Below are 25,976 nucleotides of genomic sequence, written 5' to 3'. Positions count from 1 at the left end.
CCGGTCATCTTAATAGCAGGAAGTAACTGATAGTATAGATAGGTAGTTTAAAGTAGATTTGAGTAATTATTCGGTTATTACTATTGAATGCTTCGGAAGAGCCCGACAAATAGACGGCCGATGGCTGCATCTGCCGGGATGATAACAAAGCTTCAGGCGCATTATAGCAATTGCTTAATCCAAATGAGGGACAGTCCCGCGTTGATGGGCGGGCTGCACACGTTGGAAACGCGGGCGCGGTCGGCTGATCAGGAATCCAGACTCGGGATTTTTGAATGTCGCTGATCGTGATTGTCGACGACCGGATCACCAATCGCAATATTTTTGCGAAACTGGCGGCGTCAATCGAACCCAATGTGCAGGTTGAGACCTTCGGCGATCCGCTGCAGGCCTTGGATTGGCTTGTCGATCGCCAGCCCGATCTGATCATCACCGATTTCAAAATGCCGACGATCGATGGCGCCGAATTCATCCGCCGCTATCGCCAGTTTCCGGGTGCGGCCGAGATCCCGATCATTGTTCTGACGATCTACGAGGAGCGCAGCTTCCGGCTGCGGGCGCTCGAGGCCGGCGCGACCGACTTTTTGCATTCGCCGGTCGATCACCACGAATTCGTCACCCGTGCCCGCAATCTTCTTAAATTGCACAAGCATCAAAAACTGCTGGCTGACCGCGCCACCACGCTCGAACGCGAGCTGGAGCGCAGCGAGCGGTCACGCCAACAGGCTCTGCGCGATTCCTCCGAGAGGTTGGCGCAGGTTATCGATACCCTGCCGGTCATGATCAATGCCACGGGCTCGGATGGCACATTGATCTTCGCCAATGCCTATCAGGCAGCTTTTTCGGGCAAGGATCTGGCGAAGTTCGTCGGCAAGCCGATGACGTCGATCTACGGGTCCGAACAGGTGGCGCGCAATTTGGCGCTCGATCGTCTAGTTCTGCAGACGGGCAAAGCCGTGCCCGCCTATGAAGAAGAGATGATCGATCTGGCCGGCGTCGTCCGGCATTTCGTCACCACCAAGTCGCCGATCACCAACGATGAACGGCAAGTCACGGCCGTTCTCACCAGTTCGCTCGATATCACCGCGCGTAAGCGCTCCGAAGCTTATCTGCGCCATGTCGCCCATCACGACGCGTTGACGGATCTGCCAAACCGCGTCTCGCTCATCGAAAGCATGCGCAAGATGATCACGCGCTCGCGGCGCGGCGATCACATGTTCGGGCTTTATGTGGTCGATCTCGATGGCTTCAAGAAGATCAACGATCTTCTCGGACATGCGGCCGGTGATCGCTATCTGAAAGCGCTCGCCGATCATCTCAGCAGCCAGGTTCGCGAGGGCGATGTCCTGGCGCGTCTCGGTGGCGATGAATTCGCGCTGCTACAGTCGGACATGCATTCGACGACGGAAGCGGACGATTTCGCCAACCGCATTCTCGATTTGATTTCCAGCTTCGAAATGCCGGGGCACAATCTGGCGCCGATGAAGGCGTCGATCGGCGTGGCTCTTTATCCTTCTGACGCGACCGATGCGGATCAGCTGCTGATCAATGCCAGCCTGGCCATGTATCGGGCCAAGTCGGACAATGGCAGCAACAGCTTCGCCTATTTCGCTTCCGATATGCAGACACGGGCGCGGGTGGCGGCCCAGCTCGATAATGATCTGCAGCAGGCGCTCGAACGGGGCGAATTCCAACTCTACTATCAGCCGCAGATCAACCTCGCGACAGGCCAGGTCGACGGCGCCGAGGCTCTGTTGCGTTGGGATCGCCCAGGCCAGGGCATCGTCTCGCCGGGTGTCTTCCTGCCGCGCGCCGAAGAAAACGGCATGATCCTGCCGATCAACGAGTGGGTGCTGTTTGAAGCCTGCCGCGCGGCGCGGCGCTGGCAGGAGAAGGGCTATCAATATCTGCGCGTCGCCATCAACCTGTCGCCGATCCAGTTCCGCAAGCGCACCATTCCCTTGCTGGTCACGCGCGCGCTGGGGGAAACAGGGCTCGACCCGCGCCGTCTCGAGCTGGAGCTGACGGAAAGCATCGTCATGCAGAATATGGACGCGGTCGCCGACGATCTGCGTCAGTTGATGGATATGGGCGTGCATATCTCCATCGACGATTTCGGCACGGGATATTCCTCGTTGGGCTATGTGAAGCAGCTGCCGCTCGATCGCCTGAAAATCGATCAGAGCTTTGTGCGCACCGTCGCCACCGATCCAAACGATGCGGCGATTGTGCGGGCGATCACGACCCTGGGCAAGAGCCTCAACATGCAGGTTCTCGCCGAGGGCGTCGAGACCGCCGAGCAATTGCAGCGTCTGCGCGCCGAAGGCTGCGATCATGTTCAAGGCTTCTATTTTGCCAAGCCGATGCCGGAACATGAATTCCTGGCCTATCTGGTCGGCCAGTCCACCATAGCCTCCAGTGCGTAAGCCGAGTATGTGAGTCGAGTGTGAGTGCGCGTAAGTCGACAGTCTCGAAAGCACGGCCGAGCGCGATCCAACGGGTCAGCGCCTGGATTGTGAGGCGTTTGGCCGAGCGGCCCGATTCCGAACATGAGATGAGCTATAACCGCTATGCGGTTCATCTGGTGCTCGTTGCCAGCCTGTTCGCGGGCAGCAGCGCCGGCTATCCGGAGGCCAGGGAGATTCTGGTGTCCTGGCGTCCGGCGCTGATCGCTTATCCGATCATCACGACGCTGATCTTCGCGCACATCCTGTTGTTCCCCGGCATTTCCCATGTCCGGCGTGGCTTCGCCATTCTGTTCGATATCGGCAGTCTGACGTTGCTGGCCCATGTCGGTGATCAATCGACCGCTCTGGTCTATCCGGTCTATCTCTGGATCATCTTCGGCAACGGCTTTCGCTTCGGTCTGTCTTACCTGTTCGCCGCGACAGCGGCGTCGGTTGTCGGCTTTGGCGCCGTCCTTCTGACGACCTCGTTCTGGATCGCATATACCTCGTTTGGCGTCAGCCTGCTCTTGGGGCTGATCGCTTTGCCGGCCTATGTTTCCGTGCTGATCCGGCGTCTGTCGGCGGCCCGCATTCAAGCCGAAGAGGCCAACAAGGCCAAGAGCCTGTTCATGGCCAGCGTCAGCCATGAATTGCGCACGCCGTTGAACGCGGTGATCGGCTTCAGCAAGCTCCTGGCCAGCACCAAGCTCAATGCCGAGCAGATGGACATGACCGTCTCGATCGGCGAGTCGGGCAATACCCTGCTCGAACAGATCAATTCGATTTTGCAGTTTTCGCGTCTGGAAGCCGGCAAGACGCCGATGAATCGCGAAGCCTTTGATCTGTTCGTGCTGATGGCGCGCGTCGCCAATATGGTGTCGATCCAGGCGGCGACCAAGGACGTCGCGGTGCGGCTCAAGATCGGCCTCACCGTGCCTCAGTTCATTGTGTCGAGCGAACGCGCGATTGGCGATATCCTCACCAATCTCATGGCCAATGCGGTGAAATTCACGTCGGCTGGTTCGGTGACGATTTCCGTTGATGAAATCGTGCGCTCCGACAGCCGTTCGACGATCCGTTTCGCCGTGACCGATACCGGGATTGGCATTGCCAGGGAGGCGCAAGCGCGCATCTTTGAAAGCTTCACGCAGGCGGACGAGACGATCATCGATCGCTTCGGTGGCACGGGGCTTGGACTTGCGATCACGAAACAGCTCGTCGAAGCGCTTGGGGGCCGGATAGCCGTTGAAAGCGAGGCCGGAAAGGGCAGCACGTTTAGCTTCCAGTTCGAAACGGAGATGATTGTTTCTCCGGTCAACGCGGCGCAATGCGACCTGTTGCTGCTGTCGCCGGATCTCGATCTGAAGAGAACCTGCATTGACGCCGGCTTCAAGGTTCACCCAGCTGGCAGCATCACGACGGCAGAGAATATTCTCGCGCATGAAATGAAGGACGCGCTGGCTGGCGCTGTACTCATCGATTCGATGATGATCGGTCTCGAAACGACTGGCGCGCTGGCGGCGTTGACGAAGCACTTTTCCGAGCGCCGGGTCCCGCTGTTTCTGCTTCGCCGCGCGCGCGGCTATATGGAAAGCGAGCTGATCGCCGAGGCTTGCATTACCGTTCTGACCGAGCCGCTGCGACACGGCTATGTGCAACAGATCGCTAGGATTGCGCATTCGACCGGACCAGGACGCCATCGGCTTGTTTTGGAAGAGAAGGCCGAAGACAACGCATTCGTCGGATTGAGAATTCTGGTCGCCGAGGACAACCGCACCAACCAAAAGGTGGTGGGACGTCTGCTGGAGCGTTCCGGCATGATCGTCGAGTTCGCCGATGATGGCGAGGAAGCGATCAACAAGCTTTCGAAAGCCTCGTTCGATCTGGCCTTCATGGATATCAACATGCCGGTGATGAACGGCATCGAGGCGACGAAGCTCTATCGCTTTGCCGGCCTGGAGCCCTATGTCCCGATTGTTGCTCTGACGGCCGATGTGCGCGACGAAGTCCGTGAGGAATGCCTTGAGGCGGGAATGGACGATTGCCTGCCCAAGCCCATCGCGGTGGAGCAGATGCTGGCGACCATTCGCCGGTTGGTGAAGCTGGGGCCGGCCGAGGCGCGGCCCCGTAGGGATGAGCGGATGGCCGAGGAGCCAGAGAGCGCAGCCTCGTTCTCATCGCCGATCGATCCGGAAGCCATTGCCGATCTCAGGAGCCTGGGCGGCCAGGATTTTGTCAACGAGATCGTCGATCAGTTCGTCTCGGATTCGGTGTCGATCCTGCGCGGTCTGAGCGATGCGGTGGCCAAGGGAGACGAAGCGTCCTTCCGCGATCAGGCCCATGCCCTGCGCAGTTGCGCGGCCAATGTCGGGGCGCAGCGCATGCGCAAGCTCTGTCTCGATTGGCGCGAGATCGATGCGCAAGAACTGGCGATCGATGGCGAACGCCACGTGCGCGAGCTTGAAAGCGAGTTGGACCGGGTTGTAATCGAGCTGGCGGCGATGAAAGTCACATAAGCGCGATGGCGCGCCGGCATCGCAGGCGCGCGCATAGCGGACCGTCATTGCACGCTTTGTAACGACGTCACTCAGCTCGCTTCGGATTGGCGCCGGGCATTCTGGGCGTTGGCCAGATATTCCATGCGTCGCAGATCGATCGAATCCAGCGACAGCGTGTGCTGGATCCAAAGGTCGGTGATGTCCTTTAGATCGCTCAGCGACAGGGGAAACATCTTTTTATTGATGCTCGAGATCGCAATGCGGGCCGCGTGCTTGCGCTGATTTTCCTTCATGAAGGTGCGAGCGGCTTCAATCGCCGTGCCCTTGTCGACCAGAATGTCGACGAGGCCCATGTCGTAACATTCTTCTGCCCGATAAATTTTGCCGCTCAACATCATTCGCTCGGCGAGACGCGGGCCGATGCGTCGCGATAGGAAGTTGAAGGCGCCCATGCCTGGGAAAGAGCCGAACATGATCTCGGGCAGTCCGAGCTTGACGCCTTTCTCGGCGATGATGACGTCAAAGCTCAAGGCGCATTCCAGCCCGCCGCCCAGCGCGTCGCCTTCCAGGCAAACGAGCGAAATGACGGGCGCTTTGAAGCCGCAGGCGTTGTTGTACATCGCTTCGACGCAGGAATAGGCGTATTCGCGCAGCATGGTCCGGTCACGATGGCGGATCGCGTCGAGAAACAGCGACAGGTCGCCGCCGGCGTTGAACGTTCCTGGATAGACGGAGCCACCGACATAAAAGCGGATCGGCTGGGCGGAAGGCTCGGGGGCCGCCGCATTGGCCTCGTTGACCAGGTCATGCACCGCATGCAGATCCCGGAGCAATTGTGGCGTGAAGCTTGGCGAGCGCTTGAGCCGCATGCGGCACCAGAGCGCGCGCAGCAGCGGATCATATTCGACCTGCGTTTCCTCGAACGTCTGGGCCGCGAATCGCAGGCTGACGGGGAGGGGGCGCTTGAGCGACTGCACATTGCTCAAATCCGGGCCACTCCCAGGCGAACCGCCGCCGTCGGGAAGGCTGCCCTGTGATGTTCCTAAATCTGTACCCAAGCCTCCGGCCTGCCGCGCCATGAGCCACATCCTCTGTGACAGTAACAATCAGCTGTCGCACCTGCCGCCCACCAAGCGGATTAATGAAACATTAACATAAATTTTAGGCCTGTTTTTTGTTTGTTAAGAATTGGTTAATGACCAACCGTGGGGCTTGTCCCACCTCTTCTGGGCGGATCTGCGCAAGCGAAAGGCGCGGATTTCCAATCATTTAAGGCGCGCACAGGTGTCTCGTACGAGGGGCGGGCCGAGACGATGGCGCGGCCTCGAAATCCTAACGATTCGTTAAAATGGCGGGCCATTGGACGCCGCGGGCCCCTCCCGACAGCTTTTTTTCGGCCTGTCCTGAAATCCGGGAAACAAAGCGTTGAAAATCCACAGCCCAGGCGCGATTGGGAAGTTGCATTACCCCCCGGAACTCGCTACACGAGCCTCGCACACGGCGTTTCGTTCCAAGTTCAAGCTTGAGCGCGCCGAAGCAGGCGCCCGTAGCTCAGCTGGATAGAGCACCAGACTACGAATCTGGGGGTCAGAGGTTCGAATCCTTTCGGGCGCGCCATTTTTCTGAACAAAAGAGAGAACCGCTAGCGCGGGGTCGTCCCCTCCGCTGGGGCCCTGGCCAGGACAGCTGTTGAACCGGTGATCCGGATTTCCTTCTTTGTGACCCGAACCTCGTCCATGAGAAGGCGAGCATAAGCCTGCCGAAGGTCAGGGCTCCATTGTGCGGCCTGTCCCGCAATAGGTGAGCGACACGTTCGATCTTGTCTCTACCAATCGTAGGCTCAGCTGAAGCTATTCACTTCTGGAGATCGGCAATTTGTTAGGCCAGATCATCACATTCAAGTTGGAGATCGATGAGCCGTTCAAGGGCTCTAGGATACCCTTCTTGGCAAATTCCAGCAGATGGGTTGTTCCCAGCTTCGGTCTTAGCGTGGCGGAGACGGTTGAGGCGCTCTTTCGCCTGTTCTTCCGCCCGGTTGCCGTCTTCCGATAGTCCTTCAGCATTTCGTGGAGGCGCTCGGGCTGCAGGAAGCAAAGCAGCGTCGCAGAGCTCAGGCACTGGAGCGCCGTCGTGTGCCAAACCGGTGTCGAAGGTTCTCAATAGCGGGTGATCGGCGGCCCGCGATCGGTCTCCATGCCCTCTACCTCCTCGTAGCCCTCTCACTGCTTATGGCGGGCAACCACGCTCACGTCGGCGAGCATAACGGTCCCATCGACGATCAGGCCATAGACCGAATAAGTGCGACGCGCCTCGGGCTTGAGCGAAAATCGAAGCTGGCTCGCGGCCGGTGTGGCCGCATCGAGCAGAATGGTCTGCGACGACAGGGGCTGCATGTCCTGGGGGTTTTCTGTCGACCATGACATGATGCTCACCACCAGCGCGCCCTGGCTTTCCAGCCCCAGGGATTTGGCGAGATTGACCCGAAACTCCATCTCCGCATCGCCAAAGTGACAATATGAAGTGGCGAAGGCGATCGATGTCGGCGCAAGTCCGGCGTCCTTCCACAGATCGACATTCGGCGAGCGGGCATCGGTCAGGCCACCATAAGGGTTCAGGGACGTCCAGTCCTGGAAGCGCAGGCGCGTGCGCTGCCTGAGACGGTCGTCGAGCCACGCGGTCGTCTCCGCCATGCCGATGACGTCCGGCGCCCTGTAAGGTTCGCTTCTCAATACGAAGAGAGCGGGCAGGGACATGATCCCGCCCGTGTCCGTGACGATGAGCTGTTCCAGGGCCATGCCCGACTGGTCCAGCGATCGCGCGGAGGCCAATTCGGTGGCTTCGTTCATACCAATCGGCGTGAGCCGGTGATCGAACACGCTTTCGGGATTGAGCCCGGCCTGGCGAAAGAGCGAGAGAAGATTGGAAAGCGAGAATTTGTAATTCCCAGCGATCTCGTGTGTTTCGCCCCCGATCCGCAGTTCCGTGGTCAGGACATAGACACCGCCCGGCCGCAGGACGCGCTTCACCTCCTTCAGGTGCTGGACGAAATCATTTTCCGCGCCGATATGCTCGAAGGTCGAAATGGAATAGGCGAAATCAAAGCTCTGGTCGGGAAAGGCGATGGCGCGCATGTCCATCGACCTGACGTCGATCCTGCTCGCATCGAAACCTTCATGCGCAACCGACAGCACGAAGTCCTCGCAGTTGTCGGTTTGAGCGACCTGCCAGATCGTGTCCCCGGAATAGAGGTCGGTCACGCTGAGATGTCCGACCCGCTCGGCGATGGCGAAAATAATCGGCTCTTGGCCGCTCCCGAAGGAGAGGCCCGTCGTCGTGCCGTTGAAAACGCCAGCGCGGTCCAAGGCAACGAGAGCCATGCCAAACTCCCATTGCCGGGGATGAATCCTCGGCATGCGCCGCAAATGTTTTTGGATCGCGATATCGAGTTCCGGAACGAAAAAGTCCGCTGCGTCGGCAATTTTCTGGGTGTTCGCGAGGCGGTTCAGGCGCGCCTCATTTTTCTCGTCCAACCGCTGGTCCTCCGCTGCCTTGCCGCTCACCGTCCGCCTCAACCGATGCGTTACCAGCGCCTGAGTAGCACGTCCCAGTGCTGCTCGACGGGGAACACCGTGGATGCTGTGCAAAGCTCCAGACTGCTGTCTGCCAGGATCCGGTAGATGGAAAAGCCCCGTTCGCGGATCATTGCCGCGAAGGCATCGGGCGTCTTGTAGGCATGCCGGAAGAGCACGGGCGAGAATTCCATGAAGATCTGGATGTCCTTGTTCTCCGATAGCAGTCGCTCGGCTCCGGCGAGAATGCTGGGCTCGGAACCCTCCGCATCGATCTTGATCAGATCGATGCGTTTGCCCGCTGGGAAATAGTCGTCGAGGCTGACGGCCGGCACGTCGCGCATCTCGACGCTGTCCAGCTGACGCGCCGCCGACTTGCTGGTGGCATGAATGCTGGAACTTCCCATGTAACGCTTCTGGAAGCCGATCTGCAGTGTGCGCGTCGATGAAAAGACGGCTTTAGCCTCCACCGTCCCGTGACCGCTGAAGCCGTTGACGCTGAAATTCGAGTGAACGATTTCCGCCAGATCCCGATTGGCCTCGAAGGCATAGACGTGCCCTTCCGAACCGACCAGGCTCGCGGCGATGAGCGCGAAGTGGCCCATGTTGGCGCCGATGTCGATGACGTTCATGCCGGGCTCCACAACCTGGCGAAAGGCGTCCGTGACCCACGGCTCCCAGTTGCCGTCGATCAAGAGATGGGGCGTCAGGCTGATGTCCCGGGTATCGACGAAAAACTTATGCCCGTAGATGGTCGTCGTAATGGCCCGGTTGTTGCCGAGATAGATCGACTGTCGTGCTTTTGACGCCGCCCCGGCCCGTTGCTTTTCGAGCTGGAGCATCGTTCGGAACGAACTAACATGTGGGTTCGCCTCCGAGAGACGTTCAATCGGCAGTCTGGAAAACACGACGAAGACCGCATTGGCGTATACCGGTGCCATGCCCCGGATCGCCTCGACGATCCAGTTGGCGCCGAGCCTTTCGATCTCGCCCTTGTGCAGTACGACCATGTCGGCGGCCGGCGCGGCGGCGCTGTTCTCGTAGTCGGTCGAATTCGGCAAGACGGATTGCATATCCGTCGGCACGATCACGGACCGCGCGGCGCCGTTCAGCCCCGCTATAAAGTCCGCGGTTTCGCGCCAATAGGCGTCGAGTGAAAGAGAATGGCTCATCTGTTCTGTCCTCCGAGCGCGGCCCGTTATGCGGTCGCTTGCAGCGTGGATTCGTTGGCGTTGGTTTGCGGCTGCCGGATGGGCTGAGTTGGCGCCTCGTCCGTCAAGGCGGCATGGATCTCACGCGCATAATCATCGAGAGACTTCAGCCTGTTTTGATCGATCTGCGTCGCCCGAGCCGCGACGAAGTCGGCATTGAACACCGCCTTCGCCAACAGGTTTTCCAGCTCTCCCGGCGCGTGCGGATCGAAATAATCGCACATATCGCCGCCCACCTCGGGCATGGAACTGCCATTGGCCGAAAGGCACGGACGGCCGAACCAGAGGCTCTCGCCCACCGGCATGCCCCAGCCTTCGTAGAGACTGGGGAAGATGCTGAATTCAGCGTTGCGATAGAGATTGGCCAGTGTTGAGTCGTTGGGGCGCTCGATGACGATAAGATTGGGCACGGTGCCGAAGGCACGCACGATCTCCTCGCGCGCCGTCGCCCCGGCGATCACCAGCGACATCCGCTGATCCGCCACCAGACCGATCGTGCGCCAGGCCTCGATGACCCGGCGCCCGTTCTTGTGGTTGAACACTTGCGCGACGCACAGGGCATAGCGGCGCCTGTGGGTCTCTTCCGGCAATTCTGTGGATTCAAACACCTCGCCGGACGCGAACTCCTGCGGCGGGGTCACGACGATGGTCCGGACATCATCCGGCAAATTGAGAACCGGGCGAAAACGCGCGAAGTCCCTCTGGGTATGTTGCGAGAGGCACACGTAAGTGTCGACGATCCCGCGCGTATGTTTCATCCAGCGACGGAACTGCCGGCGGCCCAACCGCTCATGATAGACCTCCGAAATGAAAGGTATGAAATCATAGACCTCGGCAGCGAAGCGAATGTTCGCCTGTTTTTTGAATCCGGCAATGGCCTCCATCGTGAGGGAAGCGTCCCAGCCCGCCCCCGCGAGATAGATCATGTCGCCGTCGCGGGGAACGTAGCGCGTGGTGAAGCAATCGAGCGGGTTCTCCTTGAATCGCTTCAAGCCATGTTTCACGCGAAACCACATCGAAGCGATGACGGAGCGCAGGTATGAATTGGTGTATCGGTTGTGCGTGTGCATATGGCCGCGCTCGCTGGGATGCCGCGGCGTCGAAAAATCATAGTCGAGAAAACTCGGCGAAACCTCGCGATGGTACCCGCTCAGTAGATCATGGCGAATGATCAAATAGGGCAGGCCGAGCCGCCGCAGCGACCGCAGCAGATTGAGCGTAACTCTTTGAATGCCGGAAATAGGGGCTCCACGCGGAAGAAAAACATTCCAGTCAGTTATGTCGACAACCAAACGACAGGCATCACGCCCCATCGAAATCCCACCTTATCCAATAAAATCACAAGCTGATTCGGTATCAGATCTTCATTTTATTATAAATCAGGATTCTTTATTATAAATCAGGATTTTATTCAGATGGCTTAGTGGTATTTGAGGTTGCTCGCCTGACTTCAGCCGAGGGCTCTCATCCACGTCGAGAAGGCTTCGATAACGCGCGCCCGCGGACTATGAGCCATCGAGACGAGATAAAACCCATAGCCGGGCAGGGAGAGCGGATGCGCCTTCACGAGCAGTCCGCTCCTCAGTTCATTGCTCACGACCACGTCGCTGCAGATCGCAACCCCCTGTCCGCCGACAACCGCGTCAATCGCGTGCAGCTCCTCGCGGAAACGAAGGTCCCAGGCTTTTTCGCGGGGTGTGAAATCAGGATCGATCGACCGCGCGACCGCCAGCCATTGCCGCCAGGTCGGCGCTTCTGGATCGCGATTCATCCAGTCATAGTGGATCAAAGGCAGGCGCAGGAGATCTGCGGCTCGCGTGATCGGGCCATGGCGCACGAGCAGATGCGGGCTGCAAACAGGCATGTACACGTCCCGAAACACCTCGTGGGCGACAAAGTCCAGCGGCGGCTTTCGTGCATAACGGATCGCAACGTCTGCGGCATCCGCTCTCAGATCCAGGACAGCATCCGTGCCGATGATCTCCAAAGGAACGGCGGGGTTTGCTTCACGCCATTTCGGCAGTCGCGGAACCAGCCATCTGCTGGCGAACGCGTTCGGGCTCGTCACGCGCAGCGACGTTTGCGCATCCGCTTCGGTCAATAACGCCACAGCCGAGGCCAACGCGTCGAAGCCATTGCGCAAGGCTGGATAGAGGCGCGCGCCTGCGCTCGTCAGCAGCAAAGGACGCGGGCGGCGCCGGAACAGCTCTATGCCGCAAGTCTCTTCCAACTGTCGTATCTGGTGGCTGATTGCCGTCGGCGTTACGCCAAGTTCCTTCGCGGCAGCGGCGAAGCTGTGATGGCGGGCAGCGGCCTCGAAGGCATGGAGCGCCCGAAGGGGTGGAAGCTTCCTCATGCCATCAGTGTAGATGAGGTTTTCTCATCTAGCACCTGAGTTCTTCGATTTTGAAACGGTTTGCCGCTCCATGAGAGGATGGCATGGGCATTCATAGCCAGGAGCAAATCGGATGGAGCAGCGGCAGCCATACGATGGCCTGATGGGCAAATCGCACGCCGAACCTCGTCCCGCCCCGCAGCTACGGCTCAAGGGCGATGTGGTCCTCGAGGGGAGCGCCGGGTATGACGAGGCGCGCAAGGTCTGGAATGGCGCCATCGACAAGCGCCCGGCCATGATCGCCTACTGCGCGGATGCCCAGGATGTGGTTGAGGCCGTGACGTTCGCGAGATCCCGCGCGCTCTCGGTGGCTGTCCGCAGCGGAGGCCACAATGTCGCTGGCCTGTCGGTCTGTGACGGTGGCCTGGTCATCGACCTGTCGCGGATGAAACGCATCGCGGTCGATCCGGTCCGTCGGACCGCGCGCGCGGAGGCTGGCCTCGATCTGGGCGAGTTCGATCGTGCCACGCAGGCGCACGGTCTGGCGACCACCATGGGCGTCAACAGCGACACCGGTATCGCCGGGCTCACGCTTGGCGGCGGCTTCGGCAAGCTCGGGCGAAAATACGGACTGACTTGCGATAACCTGATTGCCGCCGAAGTCGTAACGGCAGAGGGAAAGACCTTAAGGGCCAGTGCGACCGAACATGCGGACCTGTTCTGGGGCTTGAGAGGCGGCGGCGGCAATTTTGGCATCGTGACGGCGTTCGAATACCGATTGCATGCGATCGGCACGTCGCTGCTCGTCGCGTCGGCGCTTCATCCTTACGATCAGGCGCGCGACGCCATGCGGTTTTACGATGAATTCGCCCGAACCGCTGCCGATGAGGTCAACGTCGATGCAGCCTTCGTAACGTTGCTGTCGGGCGACCGGTTCTTCAGCATCTCCGGCAGCTATGTCGGTTCGCATGATGACGGTGAGCACGCCCTTTCACCGATCCTCAAATTCGGCTCGCCCGTTGAGACACGCCTCGCGCCTGTTCCCTATCTTGCAATTCAGTCAGGTGGCGATCCCCTGTTTCCACGGGGACGTCGCTACTACTGGAAGGCACAGTTCCTGCGCGAGATCAGTACCGATGCGATCGATGCGCTGCTCGACGCCTATGCGAGAGCGCCAAACACCTCGTCCTTGCTGGTTTTCCAGCATGTCGGCGGCGCAATTGCACGGGTTCCGGTATTGGACACGCCCTACGCAAACCGCGATGCGGCCTTTGACTGCTTTCCGATCGCGATCTGGGACGATCCGGCCGATGACGACGCGAACATGCGTTGGGCGCGCGATCTGTGGAGCGCCGTCAGGCCCTATTCGACCGGCGGCGTCTACGCGAACAATCTCGGTGATGAGGGCGAGGACCGGGTGCGTGACGCCTATGGCGAAAATTACGCACGCCTTGTCGCGCTGAAGAACACATACGATCCGACCAATTTCTTCCGCCTCAACCAGAATATCAAGCCGATGGCATAGTTCACGGCATCGCGGCTGAAGTGGCTCAAGGAAAGACGCGTTTGGTGAGATGCATCCGTGCGAGGAGCGATCGGTGGATTAACGATCGTATCAAGCAGTCGTGGGCTCTGGGCTCGCTTCTAAAAGGACCCGTCATCGCGGCTGGAAACTGACATCAGGATGTCGCTCTCGCTCGCGTTCGGCATTTACCGAAGTCTTGAGGTTGAGCCGCTCTCGCAGATTGCCGACCGCGCCGTACAACATGCAGCGCATGGTGCGGGAGAAAAGATTTTATCATACCCTCGGCTATACGCTGGGCGGCATCGCAGCAGATCCGCAGGTCACTCCGCGATAACCGCTTGTGCGATCGACTGCGGTGCCCGGCTCTCCAATCCTTTACTTAAAGCCCAGAAAGCCGCTTGCGTGCGGTTTTGTACGTGGATCTTTCGAAGGATGGCTTTGACGTGCACTTTTACGGTCGCTTCGGAAATGCCCAACTTTCGCGCGAGGACTTTGTTGGAATCGCCTGTCTTAAGGCTTTCCAGGATTCGCGTTTCTCGATCGGACAGAACATCGACACCACTGGCATGCGTCTTTCCCATCGCATCATGCACAGCGCTTCGTGCGTCTGGGATAACATCCCGTGAGAAGACAGCGGCTACGACGTTCTGAGGAAAGAGAGTCATGCCGAGCATAACCAGTTCGAGTGATTTGATAAGCGCGCGCGCATTGGTGTCTTCATCAAGGCATGCATTCGCACCCGCGGCGAAAGCCGCTCCTACGTCAGAAATCCGCCAACCGCAGGCCAGGACGACGATGCGGTCGTTTGAAAACAAACGTCGGCATGTTTCTATCTGCTCAAGCGTCGTGGAAAACTCGTCGCCGCCGATGACGACAACGAGCACCGGTCGCTGCTTCTGCTCAATTTTTGGAATGATCTCCAGCACATTGGTGACTGTGCCTGCTATTTCAAAGCGGGCCGAAATTAGCATTCGGCAGAGCCCTTCCCGAGCCAGGGCGTGACTACCGGTCACGACTGTCGCAAAGCTAGTACTCATACTTTGTTCCCCCCGATAAAATAGATAATCAGCGACGAGAACCTCACGCTTAATAAAGGATTTGACGCTGCGGCCTCGGCCTCCCGCGCAAGATTGTCACTTCAACTCAGCCAATACGATGCCCCTTCCAAATTGCACCGCAAAGGCCGCCGTTCCAACGAACGGCAGAGACATTTTTTGACAAATTTGCGACGAATATGTGTCTAACCCCATGGAAACAGGTACTTCTTAGGTAGTATGATTACTCGTATCGGCTGATTATTATTTATGCAAAGCGCGCTATCCCGACGAATATATCGCCCCGCTGCAACAGCGACAGGACATGCGGCCGTCGCATGCATTCCGGCAAGCTTTCATGATGCAAAGAGACGTCGCGCAGCGAACATCGGGTAAAGGATCTTTGTCGGATGCTGCGTTCTCGAGCGCGCGTCGTCATCGCTCGCAAGTCTTACATGCCATTGCTAATTTGCCATCTCGCTCATCTGCCATGATCAAGTGATACGGCGAAGGAAAACGAGATAAGAAGAACGCCACAGTGAAGCTGTGAGAGAACGACGAAGATCGCTAAACTGCTATGGTGCAGTCAAAACATGCACGGCGCAATCGGACCAAGAGCGCCGCTTATTTTATCCGATCGTGCCTTTTGAATGTGCAGTCACGCCATCATCCAAATCGGATCGACGGTCGACATATCTAGATTGTGATTGGACTATCTTCCAGCGCGAGACCGGCGACAATAACAGCGCTCGAAACATGATGACGTCCGACAAAGGCCTAGCTTCTCGGCCGATGTCATGCCTCGCGCTCCCGCGCAGCCTCGAGGCTCTATTCGCTCATGGCCGCCGGGTCACGTCGGCCAAGCGAAACCTCTACAACATCGCCAGGCTGCAAAGGAACACTCGCATCGGCCGCGAGCGTTTCGGGGACGTTGTTGTGAGTCTTGCGTGTTACCTTGACCTCGACACGCTCGCGATCGCCGTCTGAGGCATCAAAGCGGCCGCTGTAGATAACGTGGATCTTGTCTTCGATGCCCCGTTGCTTGGTCAGCGCCGTGTTCATGTCCAGCGTCGCCTGCTGACTTTCCTGAAGCAGCGCAACCTGTCTATCGCTTTCGTAGTGGTCGAACTGACGGGCGTTCTCTTCCGATTGTCTCCGGATGCTCAGCAACTCCTCGCTGACCTGCAGCGCGCGCGTCGACGACAAGAGAAAGGCGCGCCGGGCGTCGATCACGCGGGTGCTCGTGACCTGTCCTCGCGCGAGGAGATCCATAAGCTTCTTCAGGTCATCTCGGTCCGCGCCCGCACCTTCTTCTTCCTGCTTTTGCAGCTTGGTCAGCATAGCCGACTGCTCGCTCAGAACCTGCCCCGCGGATTGGTACGATTGTTTCTGCTTGTGGTAGTCGACCAGCCGCGCCGCGAGCACCTTGGTTTCAAGCTCGGCCAAGGCTTTTACCTGTTTCAAGGGCAGTCGTATATTGGAAGGGTCGTTCGCGCTCAGCGTGCTTGAATCGTTCAATTCGCTTTGGACACGCGCCAACCGAAACAGTGCCTTGGTATAGTCAGTCCACACTGCGGTGAATTCGGCCTTCAACACCGGCAGATCGAATTGCGCGGTCGCTGTATCTCCGCCGGGCACGCCGTATCCTCCGGCGAGAGCTATCGCTTGCTGCGCCGACATTCCCGCCCGGAAAGTCACCTCACCGGGTTTTCTCACGGCGCCCGTTACGTAGATTGGCCGAAAATCGAGGACGGAAGCGGTCACTTCCTCAGGTCTGATCACCACGAACGCATCTTGACCGCTCGCGCCTCGCTGCCGATAAATTTTGCCGTTCAGCTGTGCACGGATACGGTCACGGAGCTCGCTGGCAGTCAGTCCAGCCACGCGAAGCGAATCCGCCAGCGGGATCGCGATCGTCCCGTCAGGCTGGACGGTGACGCGCTGACGCATCTCCGGGATGCCGGCGACGGCGATCTCCAGTGTATCACCTGGCCCAATCTGGAAGTCTGGCGCCATGTCCGCCAGAGAGGGGCCGCTTAACAGGACGCTTACACAGGCTGCGCCCAGCAAGCTTGATCGAGACGGTTCAAAACAGCGCAGCGATCGATGAAATCTCTTCCGCATATCCGCGCCTCCATACTCGTCGCGCGCATCGCTTTGTCGCCAGCGCTGCCCAATCTGATTGAGAGACACCAGCATCGGCGGAAACATATTCAGGAATCATTTGCCGCAGGCTGCGCTTCACCCAGTCACCGTTTCGGCTATTCGCGGCGGCCAGAAGTTCGTCAAATGCGGCCATTCGCGTTCGCGGGTCGAAATCCGGCTGCGCCACTCTGATCCCAGAGACCGAAGTCGGACACAGCTTTTCCCACGCGTAACCCAGCTCCTCGACCAATTTTTCGCCCGGGCGCACACCGACGAACTTTATCTCGATATCTTTGAACGGACGCAGGCCTTCCGCTTTGATCATCCCGATCGCCAGGTCGAGGATGCTGATGGGCTTACCCATGTCCAGGACGTAGAGCGCGAAACCGTCCTGCGGCAAGCTGCAGGCGCCGATCGAAAGGCGGACGGCTTCCGAAATCGTCATCATGTATCGGGTCATGTGTGGGTGGGTCACGGTGACCGGCCCTCCGGCTGCGATCTGCGCCCGGAACAACGGAACAACGGAGCCGGACGAGCCGATTACGTTTCCAAAGCGCACGAGACTGACGCGCATCTCGGGATAACGCAGGGCGCGATCATGTACGTAAATTTCCGCGGCACGCTTAGTCATCCCCATCTGAGATGATGGATTGACCGCCTTGTCGGTCGAAATCATGACGAATTCCGCCCCATGGGCGAGGCAAAGATCGACGATGACTTTGGAGCCGATGACATTGGTCCGCACGGCTTCGACGATGTTATCGGTCTCGAGCAGCGGCACATGTTTCAGGGCCGCGCCATGAAATACGATTTCCGGCCTTACGCCGAGAAACAGATGACGCATCGCGGCTTCATCGCGGACGTCTCCGAGGATGGCTTGCCAATTGAAGGCACCAATGCGCTCCATCGCGCAGGAAATCCGGTAGAGATTGTACTCGCAGGTATCCACGAGGCATAGCTGTGCTGGCTTCATCTGTGCAATCTGGACGGCCAGCTCAGAGCCAATTGACCCCCCTGCGCCTGTGATGAGCACGCGCGATCCGGTAATCCCGCGCGGCGTTATTGCAAATGGCTCGTGCGTCTCACTCAGCAACCGAGACGCGCTGATCACGGCAGAGCAATACCCTGCGTCTACATTCTTGGCGCGCAATTCGACACTCCGACGAGAATGCATCGAACGACTCCTATGCTCACTTGACGACGTCACCTTTCCCGACGGAGCGAAATTCTCGCCTGGCGGTGATTGGCTAAGACGCCAGACTGTATAGGGCGCGTTCACGTGCCGTTATCGCAACAATGGATGTCCTGAACGTTTCAATGGAGGTATCTGCTCCTAGCCGAAATGGGTACTCCCTCTACAAATGTGACAGCGCCTAACCACAACGCGCCCTCAACAGCTCCATGAAATGAGTCCAATGTTGGTACCGAACCATGGAAAGGCGCGTCATGTCATCGCTAGCAATTCCGTTCTTCCGACCGTCAATTGGTGAAGCCGAAATCGAAGCTGTCGTGGCCGTGCTTAGATCGGGATGGCTGACGACAGGCAGCCGGAGCAAGCTCTTCGAGGAGGCGTTTAGCGTCTTCCTCGGCGACACCAATATTCAAGCCATTGCCGTCAACTCGGCCACGGCAGGTCTTCATCTTGCGGCCGAGGCGTGCGGTATAGGCCCCGGAGACGCCGTTCTGGTGCCGACTTTGACATTCTCGGCCACGGCCGCGGTTTTCCGTCATCTCGGGGCAGACATCATTCTTGTCGATGTCCACCCGGACAGCCTGACAATAGATCTGGAAGACGCGGCGCGTCGGATAACCGCAAGGTGCAAGGCCATCGCCCCCGTCCATTTCGGCGGATGGCCGTGCGACATGGATGAAATACTGGCCTTTGCGCAAAAACATGGCCTGCGCGTGATCGAGGATGCCGCGCATGCGCTACCGGCGCATCGGCAAAATCGTAAAGTCGGTACGTCGGGTTCCGATGCATGCGTGTTCAGTTTTTATGCAAATAAGACGATTACGACCGGCGAAGGCGGGATGTTGGTCACGCGAGACGAGGGCATCGCGGCGCGTGCGCGCGTTATGCGCCTGCATGGCCTCGACCGAGATGCCTTCGACAGATTCCGCAGCGTCACGGCCAATTGGGCTTACGATATCGTGGCGCCGGGCTTTAAGTACAATTTGACGGACCTCGCCGCGAGTATCGGTATCGTTCAACTCGATCGGGCCTATGAGTTCCAAAGGCAACGCGAACATTTGGCGCTTCGCTATGCCGAGGCATTGGCGGATCTGCCCATCGATCTTCCGGCGCTTGCGCCGGAGGGCGGTCAACATGCCTGGCATATCTTTCCGATCCGCGTTCGGGAGCACGCGCCGATCGGCCGCGATGCGTTGATTGCAACACTTACACAGAACGGCATTGGTTCGTCGGTTCATTACTGCCCATTGCACCTCATGACATACTGGCGCCAGAATGCGCAGAAGGCGATCTATCCATTTCCCGTCGCAGATCGATATTTCGCCGGTGCTGTAACGCTGCCGCTATTTCCGGGCATGAAGGATCATGAGCTGGACCGCGTCTGTTCCGTCCTGCGCGCTGTGCTGCGGTGATTTTCGTGAAAGCGACCGCAACTTCGGCAATGCGAACTGGCCCTGCCGCCGGCGGGTATCCGGACAAGCGCCTGCTTGACATCGCGGCGGCGGGAATCGGCCTGGTCATGCTGCTTCCCGTCTTGGCGCTTGTCGCCGTTGCCATCAAACTTGATAGCCCAGGACCGGCGTTCTTCCTACAGACCCGCGTTGGTCGCGGCGGCCGTCCGTTTCGCATCGTCAAGTTTCGATCGATGCATTGTCGTCAGGACCCGGCGCTGCCGCGCCTGACGGTGGCGGGCGATCCTAGAGTCACCCGCGTCGGTAGCTTCATTCGGCGCACGAAACTCGACGAGTTGCCACAGCTCTTCAACGTTCTTTTTGGATCCATGTCGCTCGTTGGTCCCAGGCCCGAGGTCGAGGAATTCCTGGAGTTCTATCCCGCCGAACAACGCGTGTCCCTGCTATCGATGCGCCCAGGCGTGACGGATCTCGCCTCCATTTTACTACGCGACGAGAGCGCCATTCTGGCGGCTTCGCCGGATCCGACCAGAACCTATCGTGAAAGTCTGCTTCCACTGAAGGCTGCGCTCTCGGAGCAATATCGCAAACAGATGAGCCTTTCGCTGGATATCCGTATCCTGCTCGCGACTGTTTATGCCATCTTCGCTGGCAAGCCTCCCGTCTGGCTCCGCGAACTCTCATCGCCGCTTGTAAGCGATCATGTCCGCCCCAGCAGCACCTCTGGGAACACCCAGGCTGAGGTTCTCGCATTGGGGGAGGGCCTGTCGGCGCCTTCATCTGATGGGGGCCTCAAACACATCTTAAGGCCGATCGCGCGCAATGCGTTCATTTTGTCGAGCTTGACGGCGCTTGGGCAACTTTCGTTTCTGATCGCCCTGCCATTCCTCACGCGCATGTTCCGCCCGTCTGAACTTGGCACGTTCACGATCTATCTCTCTGTCGTCAATATCTGCGGGCCGCTGGTCGCTTTGAAGTTCGAATCGGCGCTTTACGCCGCAGAAAAGCGCGATGACGCACGCCAGATCTTTGTCCTCTGCGCGCTCGCTATTCTCGGCATGACGACACTGGCCTGGGGGATCATCAAGCTCATTGGATACCAGTTCCCAGCCCTGCCTGCTGTCCTCTCCCTTGTGCCTCTTGGGATATTTTTTGCGGGATTTTGGTCGCTTACCTCGGCCTGGGCGATACGCTTCGATGCAATACCCACGTTGTCCGTCGCCCGCTTCCTGCAGCCTGCCTGCATGACCGTATTGCAGATCGCGGCAGGCATGACTGGCTTTCATGCCGAAGGCTTGATCTTGGCGCATATCGCCAGTCACGCGCTCTATACAAGCTTCATCATGACACGAACGCTCTCGCTCGCTGAGCTGCGGGAGCTCTGGCCACTTCCATGGCGCGCCATCCTGCGCCGCGCTCTCGATAATCGCCAATTCGCTCTGTTCACCATGCCCGCGCACGTCAGCTCTCTCGCAGTGTCCAATCTTCCTCCATTGGTGATCGGCGCCATGTTCAGCTCGGCGGCCGCTGGCTATGTGGGCGTGGCTTACCGGATCGCGGCGGCGCCGCTCGCGATCATCTCGCTGCCACTCGGACATATTTTGACGAGTGAAGCGGTACGCGACCATAGCTTCCGACGGATTCGGATGCTGACTGCGTTGACGGTTGCCGCCAGTTTTGTGTTTGTATCGCTGCCACTTCTATTGCTTGCCGGACTTGCACCCCGTCTCGCGCCGATTTTATTCGACGCCGATTGGTCCGTCACCGGGGATATATTGTCCGCTCTGGCTATCTTCGCCGCCTCGCAGGCCCTGCTCATTCCATTGGTCGAATTGACGTCCGTTTACAAAAAGCAGACACGACGTTTGATCGTCGAGCTGACGACCTTATTCCTCGTCTTTTCTTCTCTTCTGCTCGGGCCGACCTTGGGCTGGACGGCTCTGCCGACCATATGGGCTATGTCACTTTGCGGCACGGTGGGAACGCTCATCGGAGTCGTCGTAATTCTGGCGTCTGTACTACGACGTCCTGCGGACGGACGTGAAACAGACGATGATATGCGGGCGGTGCCCGCGAGCGCCAGTAACCGTACCGCGATGGCTGTCGATTTGGGATGCCACGTGGGAACGAATAGCAGGAGTTCCACAGCTCAGAGCGATGACGACAGTGCGAGAGCGCGTCAGTTGGAGACGTCTTCAACATGGGTTGGCGAACGTACAAAGCGTGATCGTTCGCCGTCGTCTTCGGTTTTCTGTGATGCTTCTTTAGCCGACAGATCGATGAAGCAGGTGCGTTTGAAGATTTCAAAGGCGCTCAATCTATCCGTCACGGAACGAGGAAAGGATCTGCCATGAACGCGCATGTTCTCTTCATCGGCGGCGAAGATCATTTCCTGCGGATCCCGTTCTTCAAGACAATCGAGAGATTGGGCTTCCGCGTGACAGCCGCCGCGAGCGGCGATCCCAGGCCCTTCGATGACGCGAATATCGCGTATCGCAGGTTCGCGTTTAGCCGCTTTGTCGATCCGGTCGCCGACATTCGAGCAATCACAACTTTGTCGCGGCTCATTCACGATGTCGACGCCGACATCGCGCACTCCTTCGATACCAAGACCAGCCTCCTCGTTCCCTATGCGGCCCGGAGCGGCCAGCGGACGGCGATCATCCGCACCATCAACGGGAGAGGCTGGACTTTTTCCAGCCGTTCTGCCGGCGCCCTCGCCATTCGAACGATTTACCGTCCACTCCAACGTTTCGCTGCCACTTCGACGGCAGCGACTGTGTTTGAGCATCACGGCGATATGAATTTCTTCACGCGAAACGGTCTGCTCGGCAGCGGCCGTTCGGTCGTCATTCCCGGCGCGGGCATCGACATCGAAGGCTTCGAACGTGCCCGCGCAATGGGATCAGCGCCGGACGATCTGCGCAGGGAGCTTGGCCTCATCGGCAGGGACGTGCTCGTGACGACGACGCGGATAACACGTGAGAAGGGAATCCATACCCTCTTGAAGGCGGCCGCCCTGGTCTTCCGGAAGCATGCCAATGCGCGGTTCCTCGTCGTCGGGCCGCGCGCAGGTGAGGGATCTGACATCACCGACGAAGACTTCGCCCGTCATGCCGGTTACGTGCTTCCAACCGGTGCTCGGCATGACGTTCCCTCACTACTCAATATGGCGGATGTGTTCGTCTTTCCGAGCGAATATGCCGAAGGCATCCCGCGCTCGCTCATGGAAGCCGCGCTCGCCGGATTGCCAATTGTCACAACCGACCTTCCCGGATGCCAGGAGGTGATCCGTGACGGTTGGAACGGGTTGTTGGCCCCGCAACGAAATCCGGAGGAACTTGCTGCAAAGATATTGACGATGTTGGCCGATCGCGAAGCCGCGCGCCGCATGGGGGCTCGTGGGCCTGCCAAGATCCGCCAGGGGTTTGGACTACCTGACATCGCTGCCCAGCACGCGGCTCTCTATGAACGCGTATTGGCGCGCGGTCCCCGGCGTCACAGCCCATACATTGACGAGGTGGGGGAGGCTATTGAATGCCGACGCGGTTGATAGCTCTCTGGGACCTCGTGCTTCCCCTTGGTCTCATCCTCTCGCTGATGACACAGCTTCGTCCCGAGGACGCGCCTGTGGGACCAGGCGAACTGCTGCTCGTACTTTGGCTGATCCCCAGGCTACTGGTCGTGCTCTGGAACTATCGGCTCGCGGCAACACCGCGCGCGTTTTTCGACCTTCTGATCTTCTGGGTAATCTTTGCGGCCTCGCTCTGCTTTGGGTTCATGGTCTCGATCGTACAAGCCCAATTCGTCGATTGGTCGCTCACGCTTCACGATATCATCTCTTACTCTCTCCTGGCTGTCCTCGGCGCAGCGCTGACAATCGGCTCCGAATCGCCACAGCGTTTGCGACGGTTGTTTCGCAACACGTCGCTCGTCGGCGGTGCCGCTGTCCTCGTACAAGTTCTCCAGGGCCAGTATGCGCCGATCATCGGCACGCTGGATCTCTGGTACTGGGATCGATTTAGAGGCTGGTGCTTGAATCCCAATCAGTTTGCGTTGTTTTGCCTCGCCCTGGGGGCTCTTTCGATTGCGGCGAGCGAAAACGAACCATCCCGGCAGTTTCGCATACTGACCATTGTCAGCGCATGTATCACCTTCGCCGCTGGTTTCCTGGCGCAAAGCAATGCTTATAACGGCGTAGCCATCATCATGGTGCTGGGATTTGTGTTCGCCAAGATTCTCCGCGCGACCCCCATCGCCGCGTTGCTGCGGTCCACGATCTTTTGGGCGGTCGTCTCGGGGACAGCGGCACTTCTACTGACGGCAATCGTGCTTACGCCGGCGCTTCGCAGCAATGCCAATGGGGCATCGCCGCTTTTCTTTATGCGCGACAAGGAAAATACCGATCAGGAAGCAGCGCTTCGGATCGCTCTTTGGACGCAGGCCATCCAATTGGGCGTCGAGTCCTGGTATCTGGGCCGGGGACCCGGGCCGCATTTGACGATACCCACGAGCTTGCTCATCGAAAGGCGCGAGGCCTCGGATCCCCTCAATCTGGTCCATCCGAAGCTTGGTCTTGCAGCCAATTTCGAGGCGCACAATACGGCACTCGAACTGTTCGTGCAGGGTGGGGCTTTGGCGACGGCGTCATTTCTCTCGCTTTGTTTGATGGCGTTCTGGCGGGCCTTGCGCAGCCAAGCGGATGGCTTGGCGATTGGGCTGATCGCCTTGGTGTCGTTCGGAAGCTTCCACGTGATCTTCCGTCATCCGATCGTTTGGTTCCTCATCGTGGGGGCTTTGTCGGCGCCAAAGATGCTCGCACGGAACCGAGCGCCATCGGAGCCTCGTCAAACCATTCGACGCAACGGCTTGAACTCGCGCACGCCGCATGCGGATGAAAATCCTGGATGGAGTTTGCAAACATGAACATCCCCATCCCCTCGCAGAGTTCGCGAAATCATATCAATGACCGTGTTGCGCTGGCGTCTGCGACATCGACAAAGGAGACGATCAATTTAGGTCGTGTCGTCGAGCTCATTCTGCGGCGATTGTGGGTTGTTATCGCCGTCTTCCTCTTGGGTTTGGCATTATCAGCGGGGGCTGGCTTCGTACTTATGCCGAACTACACGGCAACCGCACTGCTCTCTGTCCAGACCCCGGCCAACAAGGACATCCGAGCGGATGACGCTTCCGCTATCGACACGCATATTACCATGCTGAAATCAGATGGCTTCCTTGCACGCGTGGTGACGGAACTGGCGAAAGAGAACCGCCTGGGACCGACGCCGATCAGCCTGGCCAATCTCCGGCGCCATACGAACGTGATGCAGGAGCTCAAGTCTTCGCTGATTTCGATCAATGAGACCGCGAAGTCTCCGACCGATGCCGCGATCATCGCAAACACAATAGCCGCATCCTATGTCGATGGATTGATGGCGGAAGCCTCAACCAACCGGACCTCGAACATCATAGCGGCCGAGCAGCAGTTGGAGGCGATAGACGCCAAAATCAAGGCGGCTGTCTCTCGCTTGGCCGATCCCGCGACGAGCGAAGCCAATCGGCTCAAGGAAAGAGCGACGCTGGCCGCTCTGCAGAGCACGCGCGGCGATCTCACCGTGGCCATCGACCTGGCGCAGCGACAGGCGGCCGAGCAAGTCAGGAGTGAAATTTCTTCTCCTGCCGTTCGTATCGCAGCGCATGCCGAGACGCCGGAACGGCCGAGTTCCATCAATCCGCTGCTGCTTGTCGTGCCGGGAGCGTTTGTCTCTCTGATCGCCGGCATCGCGCTCGCCTTGACTTTGTCCCGCCTTGATCGGCGCCTGCAAACAACCTCCGACGTCGTCGAGTACTTCAACGCACCGAGTTTGGATATTGCAGGCGAGAGCTTCGCGGCGGAAAAAACAACCTCCAACTTGATGATCGCTCTTTTGTCGGCCTTCGGCGACCGACAGAAGCGGATCGTCGTGACGTCAAGTCATGACCGGGATGGCAAAGACCAGTTGGTGGAGGAAATAGCGCGAAGCGCGGCCCGTCTACGCCCCTCCGTTCTCGTCGTCGACCTCGAGTCTTCATCCGTCGAGCCTCAAGGGATCGTTTATCGTTTAGCAGGCGCGCAATTTGATCGAATGAACTGCCATGCTTCTTTCCGCACCGATTCGATGCCCGCGCCGGATCTCCGTCTTCGAGACCTGATCGCACAAACATCTTTGCCCTACGAATGGATCATCGTGAGCGCCCCGCCAGTTTTGCAAGCCCCTGCGGTACGGCTGCTGGTGGACTGGATGTCTCTCGGCGTCCTTGCGGCGCGCGCCGGCTCAACGTCGAAGGCGCAAATCCGCGAAGCGTTGCACCTGTTGACCCCCGACGCTGATTTTGGTGTCCCGCATGCGGAACTCCCGCGCTTTATTGTGGCGCTAACGCATGCCCGTGGGATCGCTTCCTCGCTCGACGCCAATCCCGTTCTCCTCCGACAGTCTTCCACCAAGGAAAATGTGGCCGTTCACACACGTCGCGACCGTGTGTTTTGTTCTGCCGGGACGAGTCAAACCGAAGCTTCGGCCATTGCAGGGCTGAACACATCGACCGCGACTAGCCGGGGAAAGGAGTAG

General features: G+C 58.9%; 16 protein-coding genes and 1 tRNA gene. 9 read left to right on the top strand and 8 right to left on the bottom strand.

Features of this window, described 5'->3' with window-relative positions; translation table 11 throughout:
- Positions 1-275: 275 nt before the first annotated feature.
- Complete coding sequence (locus BLW50_RS16300) at positions 276-2,426, top strand: EAL domain-containing response regulator (RefSeq protein WP_090704446.1); 2,151 nt, start codon at positions 276-278, stop codon at positions 2,424-2,426.
- 20 nt (positions 2,427-2,446) lie between these two features.
- Positions 2,447-4,963 carry a response regulator gene (locus BLW50_RS16295; RefSeq protein ID WP_139267643.1) on the top strand — a complete coding sequence of 839 codons (2,517 nt, stop codon included), beginning with the start codon at positions 2,447-2,449 and terminating at the stop codon, positions 4,961-4,963.
- A gap of 71 nt (positions 4,964-5,034) precedes the next feature.
- Here the strand turns inward: BLW50_RS16295 and BLW50_RS16290 are convergent, their stop codons facing one another.
- On the bottom strand, positions 5,035-5,922 hold the full coding sequence (locus BLW50_RS16290; protein ID WP_244544470.1) for a crotonase/enoyl-CoA hydratase family protein: 888 nt from the start codon (positions 5,920-5,922) through the stop codon (positions 5,035-5,037).
- A 563-nt stretch (positions 5,923-6,485) separates the two neighbouring features.
- On the opposite strand from BLW50_RS16290, the gene BLW50_RS16285 reads away from it, so the two are divergent.
- Positions 6,486-6,562: transfer RNA gene (locus BLW50_RS16285), tRNA-Arg, on the top strand.
- Between the two features lie 602 nt (positions 6,563-7,164).
- Here the strand turns inward: BLW50_RS16285 and BLW50_RS16280 are convergent.
- The 4 genes from BLW50_RS16280 to BLW50_RS16265 form a co-directional block, all read right to left on the bottom strand.
- Complete coding sequence (locus BLW50_RS16280) at positions 7,165-8,322, bottom strand: class I SAM-dependent methyltransferase (RefSeq protein WP_170850196.1); 1,158 nt, start codon at positions 8,320-8,322, stop codon at positions 7,165-7,167.
- A 203-nt stretch (positions 8,323-8,525) separates the two neighbouring features.
- A complete protein-coding gene (locus tag BLW50_RS16275; RefSeq protein WP_090704438.1) occupies positions 8,526-9,686 on the bottom strand; it encodes an FkbM family methyltransferase in 1,161 nt (386 codons plus the stop codon).
- A gap of 26 nt (positions 9,687-9,712) precedes the next feature.
- The gene (locus BLW50_RS16270; RefSeq protein WP_090704436.1) at positions 9,713-11,038 is read right to left on the bottom strand and encodes a glycosyltransferase; all 1,326 of its coding nucleotides are present in this window, start codon (positions 11,036-11,038) and stop codon (positions 9,713-9,715) included.
- Positions 11,039-11,175: 137 nt separating this feature from the next.
- Positions 11,176-12,081, bottom strand: coding sequence for a LysR substrate-binding domain-containing protein (locus BLW50_RS16265; RefSeq protein ID WP_090704434.1), 906 nt, complete (start codon positions 12,079-12,081; stop codon positions 11,176-11,178).
- A gap of 112 nt (positions 12,082-12,193) precedes the next feature.
- On the opposite strand from BLW50_RS16265, the gene BLW50_RS16260 reads away from it, so the two are divergent.
- Positions 12,194-13,585 carry an FAD-binding oxidoreductase gene (locus tag BLW50_RS16260; protein ID WP_090704431.1) on the top strand — a complete coding sequence of 464 codons (1,392 nt, stop codon included), beginning with the start codon at positions 12,194-12,196 and terminating at the stop codon, positions 13,583-13,585.
- A 320-nt stretch (positions 13,586-13,905) separates the two neighbouring features.
- Here BLW50_RS16260 and BLW50_RS16255 read toward each other — a convergent pair whose 3' ends face one another.
- From BLW50_RS16255 to BLW50_RS16245, 3 genes are all read right to left on the bottom strand, one after another.
- Positions 13,906-14,622, bottom strand: coding sequence for a LuxR C-terminal-related transcriptional regulator (locus tag BLW50_RS16255; protein WP_090704429.1), 717 nt, complete (start codon positions 14,620-14,622; stop codon positions 13,906-13,908).
- Positions 14,623-15,447: 825 nt separating this feature from the next.
- Complete coding sequence (locus BLW50_RS16250) at positions 15,448-16,635, bottom strand: polysaccharide biosynthesis/export family protein (protein WP_210186088.1); 1,188 nt, start codon at positions 16,633-16,635, stop codon at positions 15,448-15,450.
- A 70-nt stretch (positions 16,636-16,705) separates the two neighbouring features.
- On the bottom strand, positions 16,706-17,914 hold the full coding sequence (locus tag BLW50_RS16245; RefSeq protein ID WP_170850194.1) for a polysaccharide biosynthesis protein: 1,209 nt from the start codon (positions 17,912-17,914) through the stop codon (positions 16,706-16,708).
- Between the two features lie 296 nt (positions 17,915-18,210).
- On the opposite strand from BLW50_RS16245, the gene BLW50_RS16240 reads away from it, so the two are divergent.
- Genes BLW50_RS16240 through BLW50_RS16220 form a run of 5 tightly spaced genes read left to right on the top strand, consistent with a single transcriptional unit; the run spans position 18,211 to position 25,976 of the window.
- Complete coding sequence (locus BLW50_RS16240) at positions 18,211-19,368, top strand: DegT/DnrJ/EryC1/StrS family aminotransferase (protein WP_090709214.1); 1,158 nt, start codon at positions 18,211-18,213, stop codon at positions 19,366-19,368.
- A gap of 5 nt (positions 19,369-19,373) precedes the next feature.
- Entirely contained in the window at positions 19,374-21,722 is a 2,349-nt protein-coding gene (locus BLW50_RS16235) for a sugar transferase (RefSeq protein WP_139267641.1), read from the top strand.
- Positions 21,719-22,921 (top strand): glycosyltransferase, encoded by a 1,203-nt coding sequence (locus BLW50_RS16230; protein WP_090704420.1) that lies wholly within the window; start codon positions 21,719-21,721, stop codon positions 22,919-22,921. The genes BLW50_RS16235 and BLW50_RS16230 overlap by 4 nt, the downstream gene beginning before the upstream one ends.
- Positions 22,906-24,294 carry an O-antigen ligase family protein gene (locus tag BLW50_RS16225; RefSeq protein WP_090704418.1) on the top strand — a complete coding sequence of 463 codons (1,389 nt, stop codon included), beginning with the start codon at positions 22,906-22,908 and terminating at the stop codon, positions 24,292-24,294. The genes BLW50_RS16230 and BLW50_RS16225 overlap by 16 nt, the downstream gene beginning before the upstream one ends.
- Positions 24,291-25,976: a Wzz/FepE/Etk N-terminal domain-containing protein gene (locus BLW50_RS16220; RefSeq protein WP_170850193.1), complete on the top strand. Its 1,686-nt coding sequence runs from the start codon at positions 24,291-24,293 to the stop codon at positions 25,974-25,976. Before BLW50_RS16225 ends, BLW50_RS16220 begins: the two co-directional genes overlap by 4 nt.

Origin of the sequence: Beijerinckia sp. 28-YEA-48 (genome assembly GCF_900104955.1) — a bacterium.
In the GTDB taxonomy this organism is placed as follows: Bacteria; Pseudomonadota; Alphaproteobacteria; order Rhizobiales; family Beijerinckiaceae; genus Terripilifer.
This window is presented reverse-complemented; position numbering and strand designations above follow the sequence as displayed.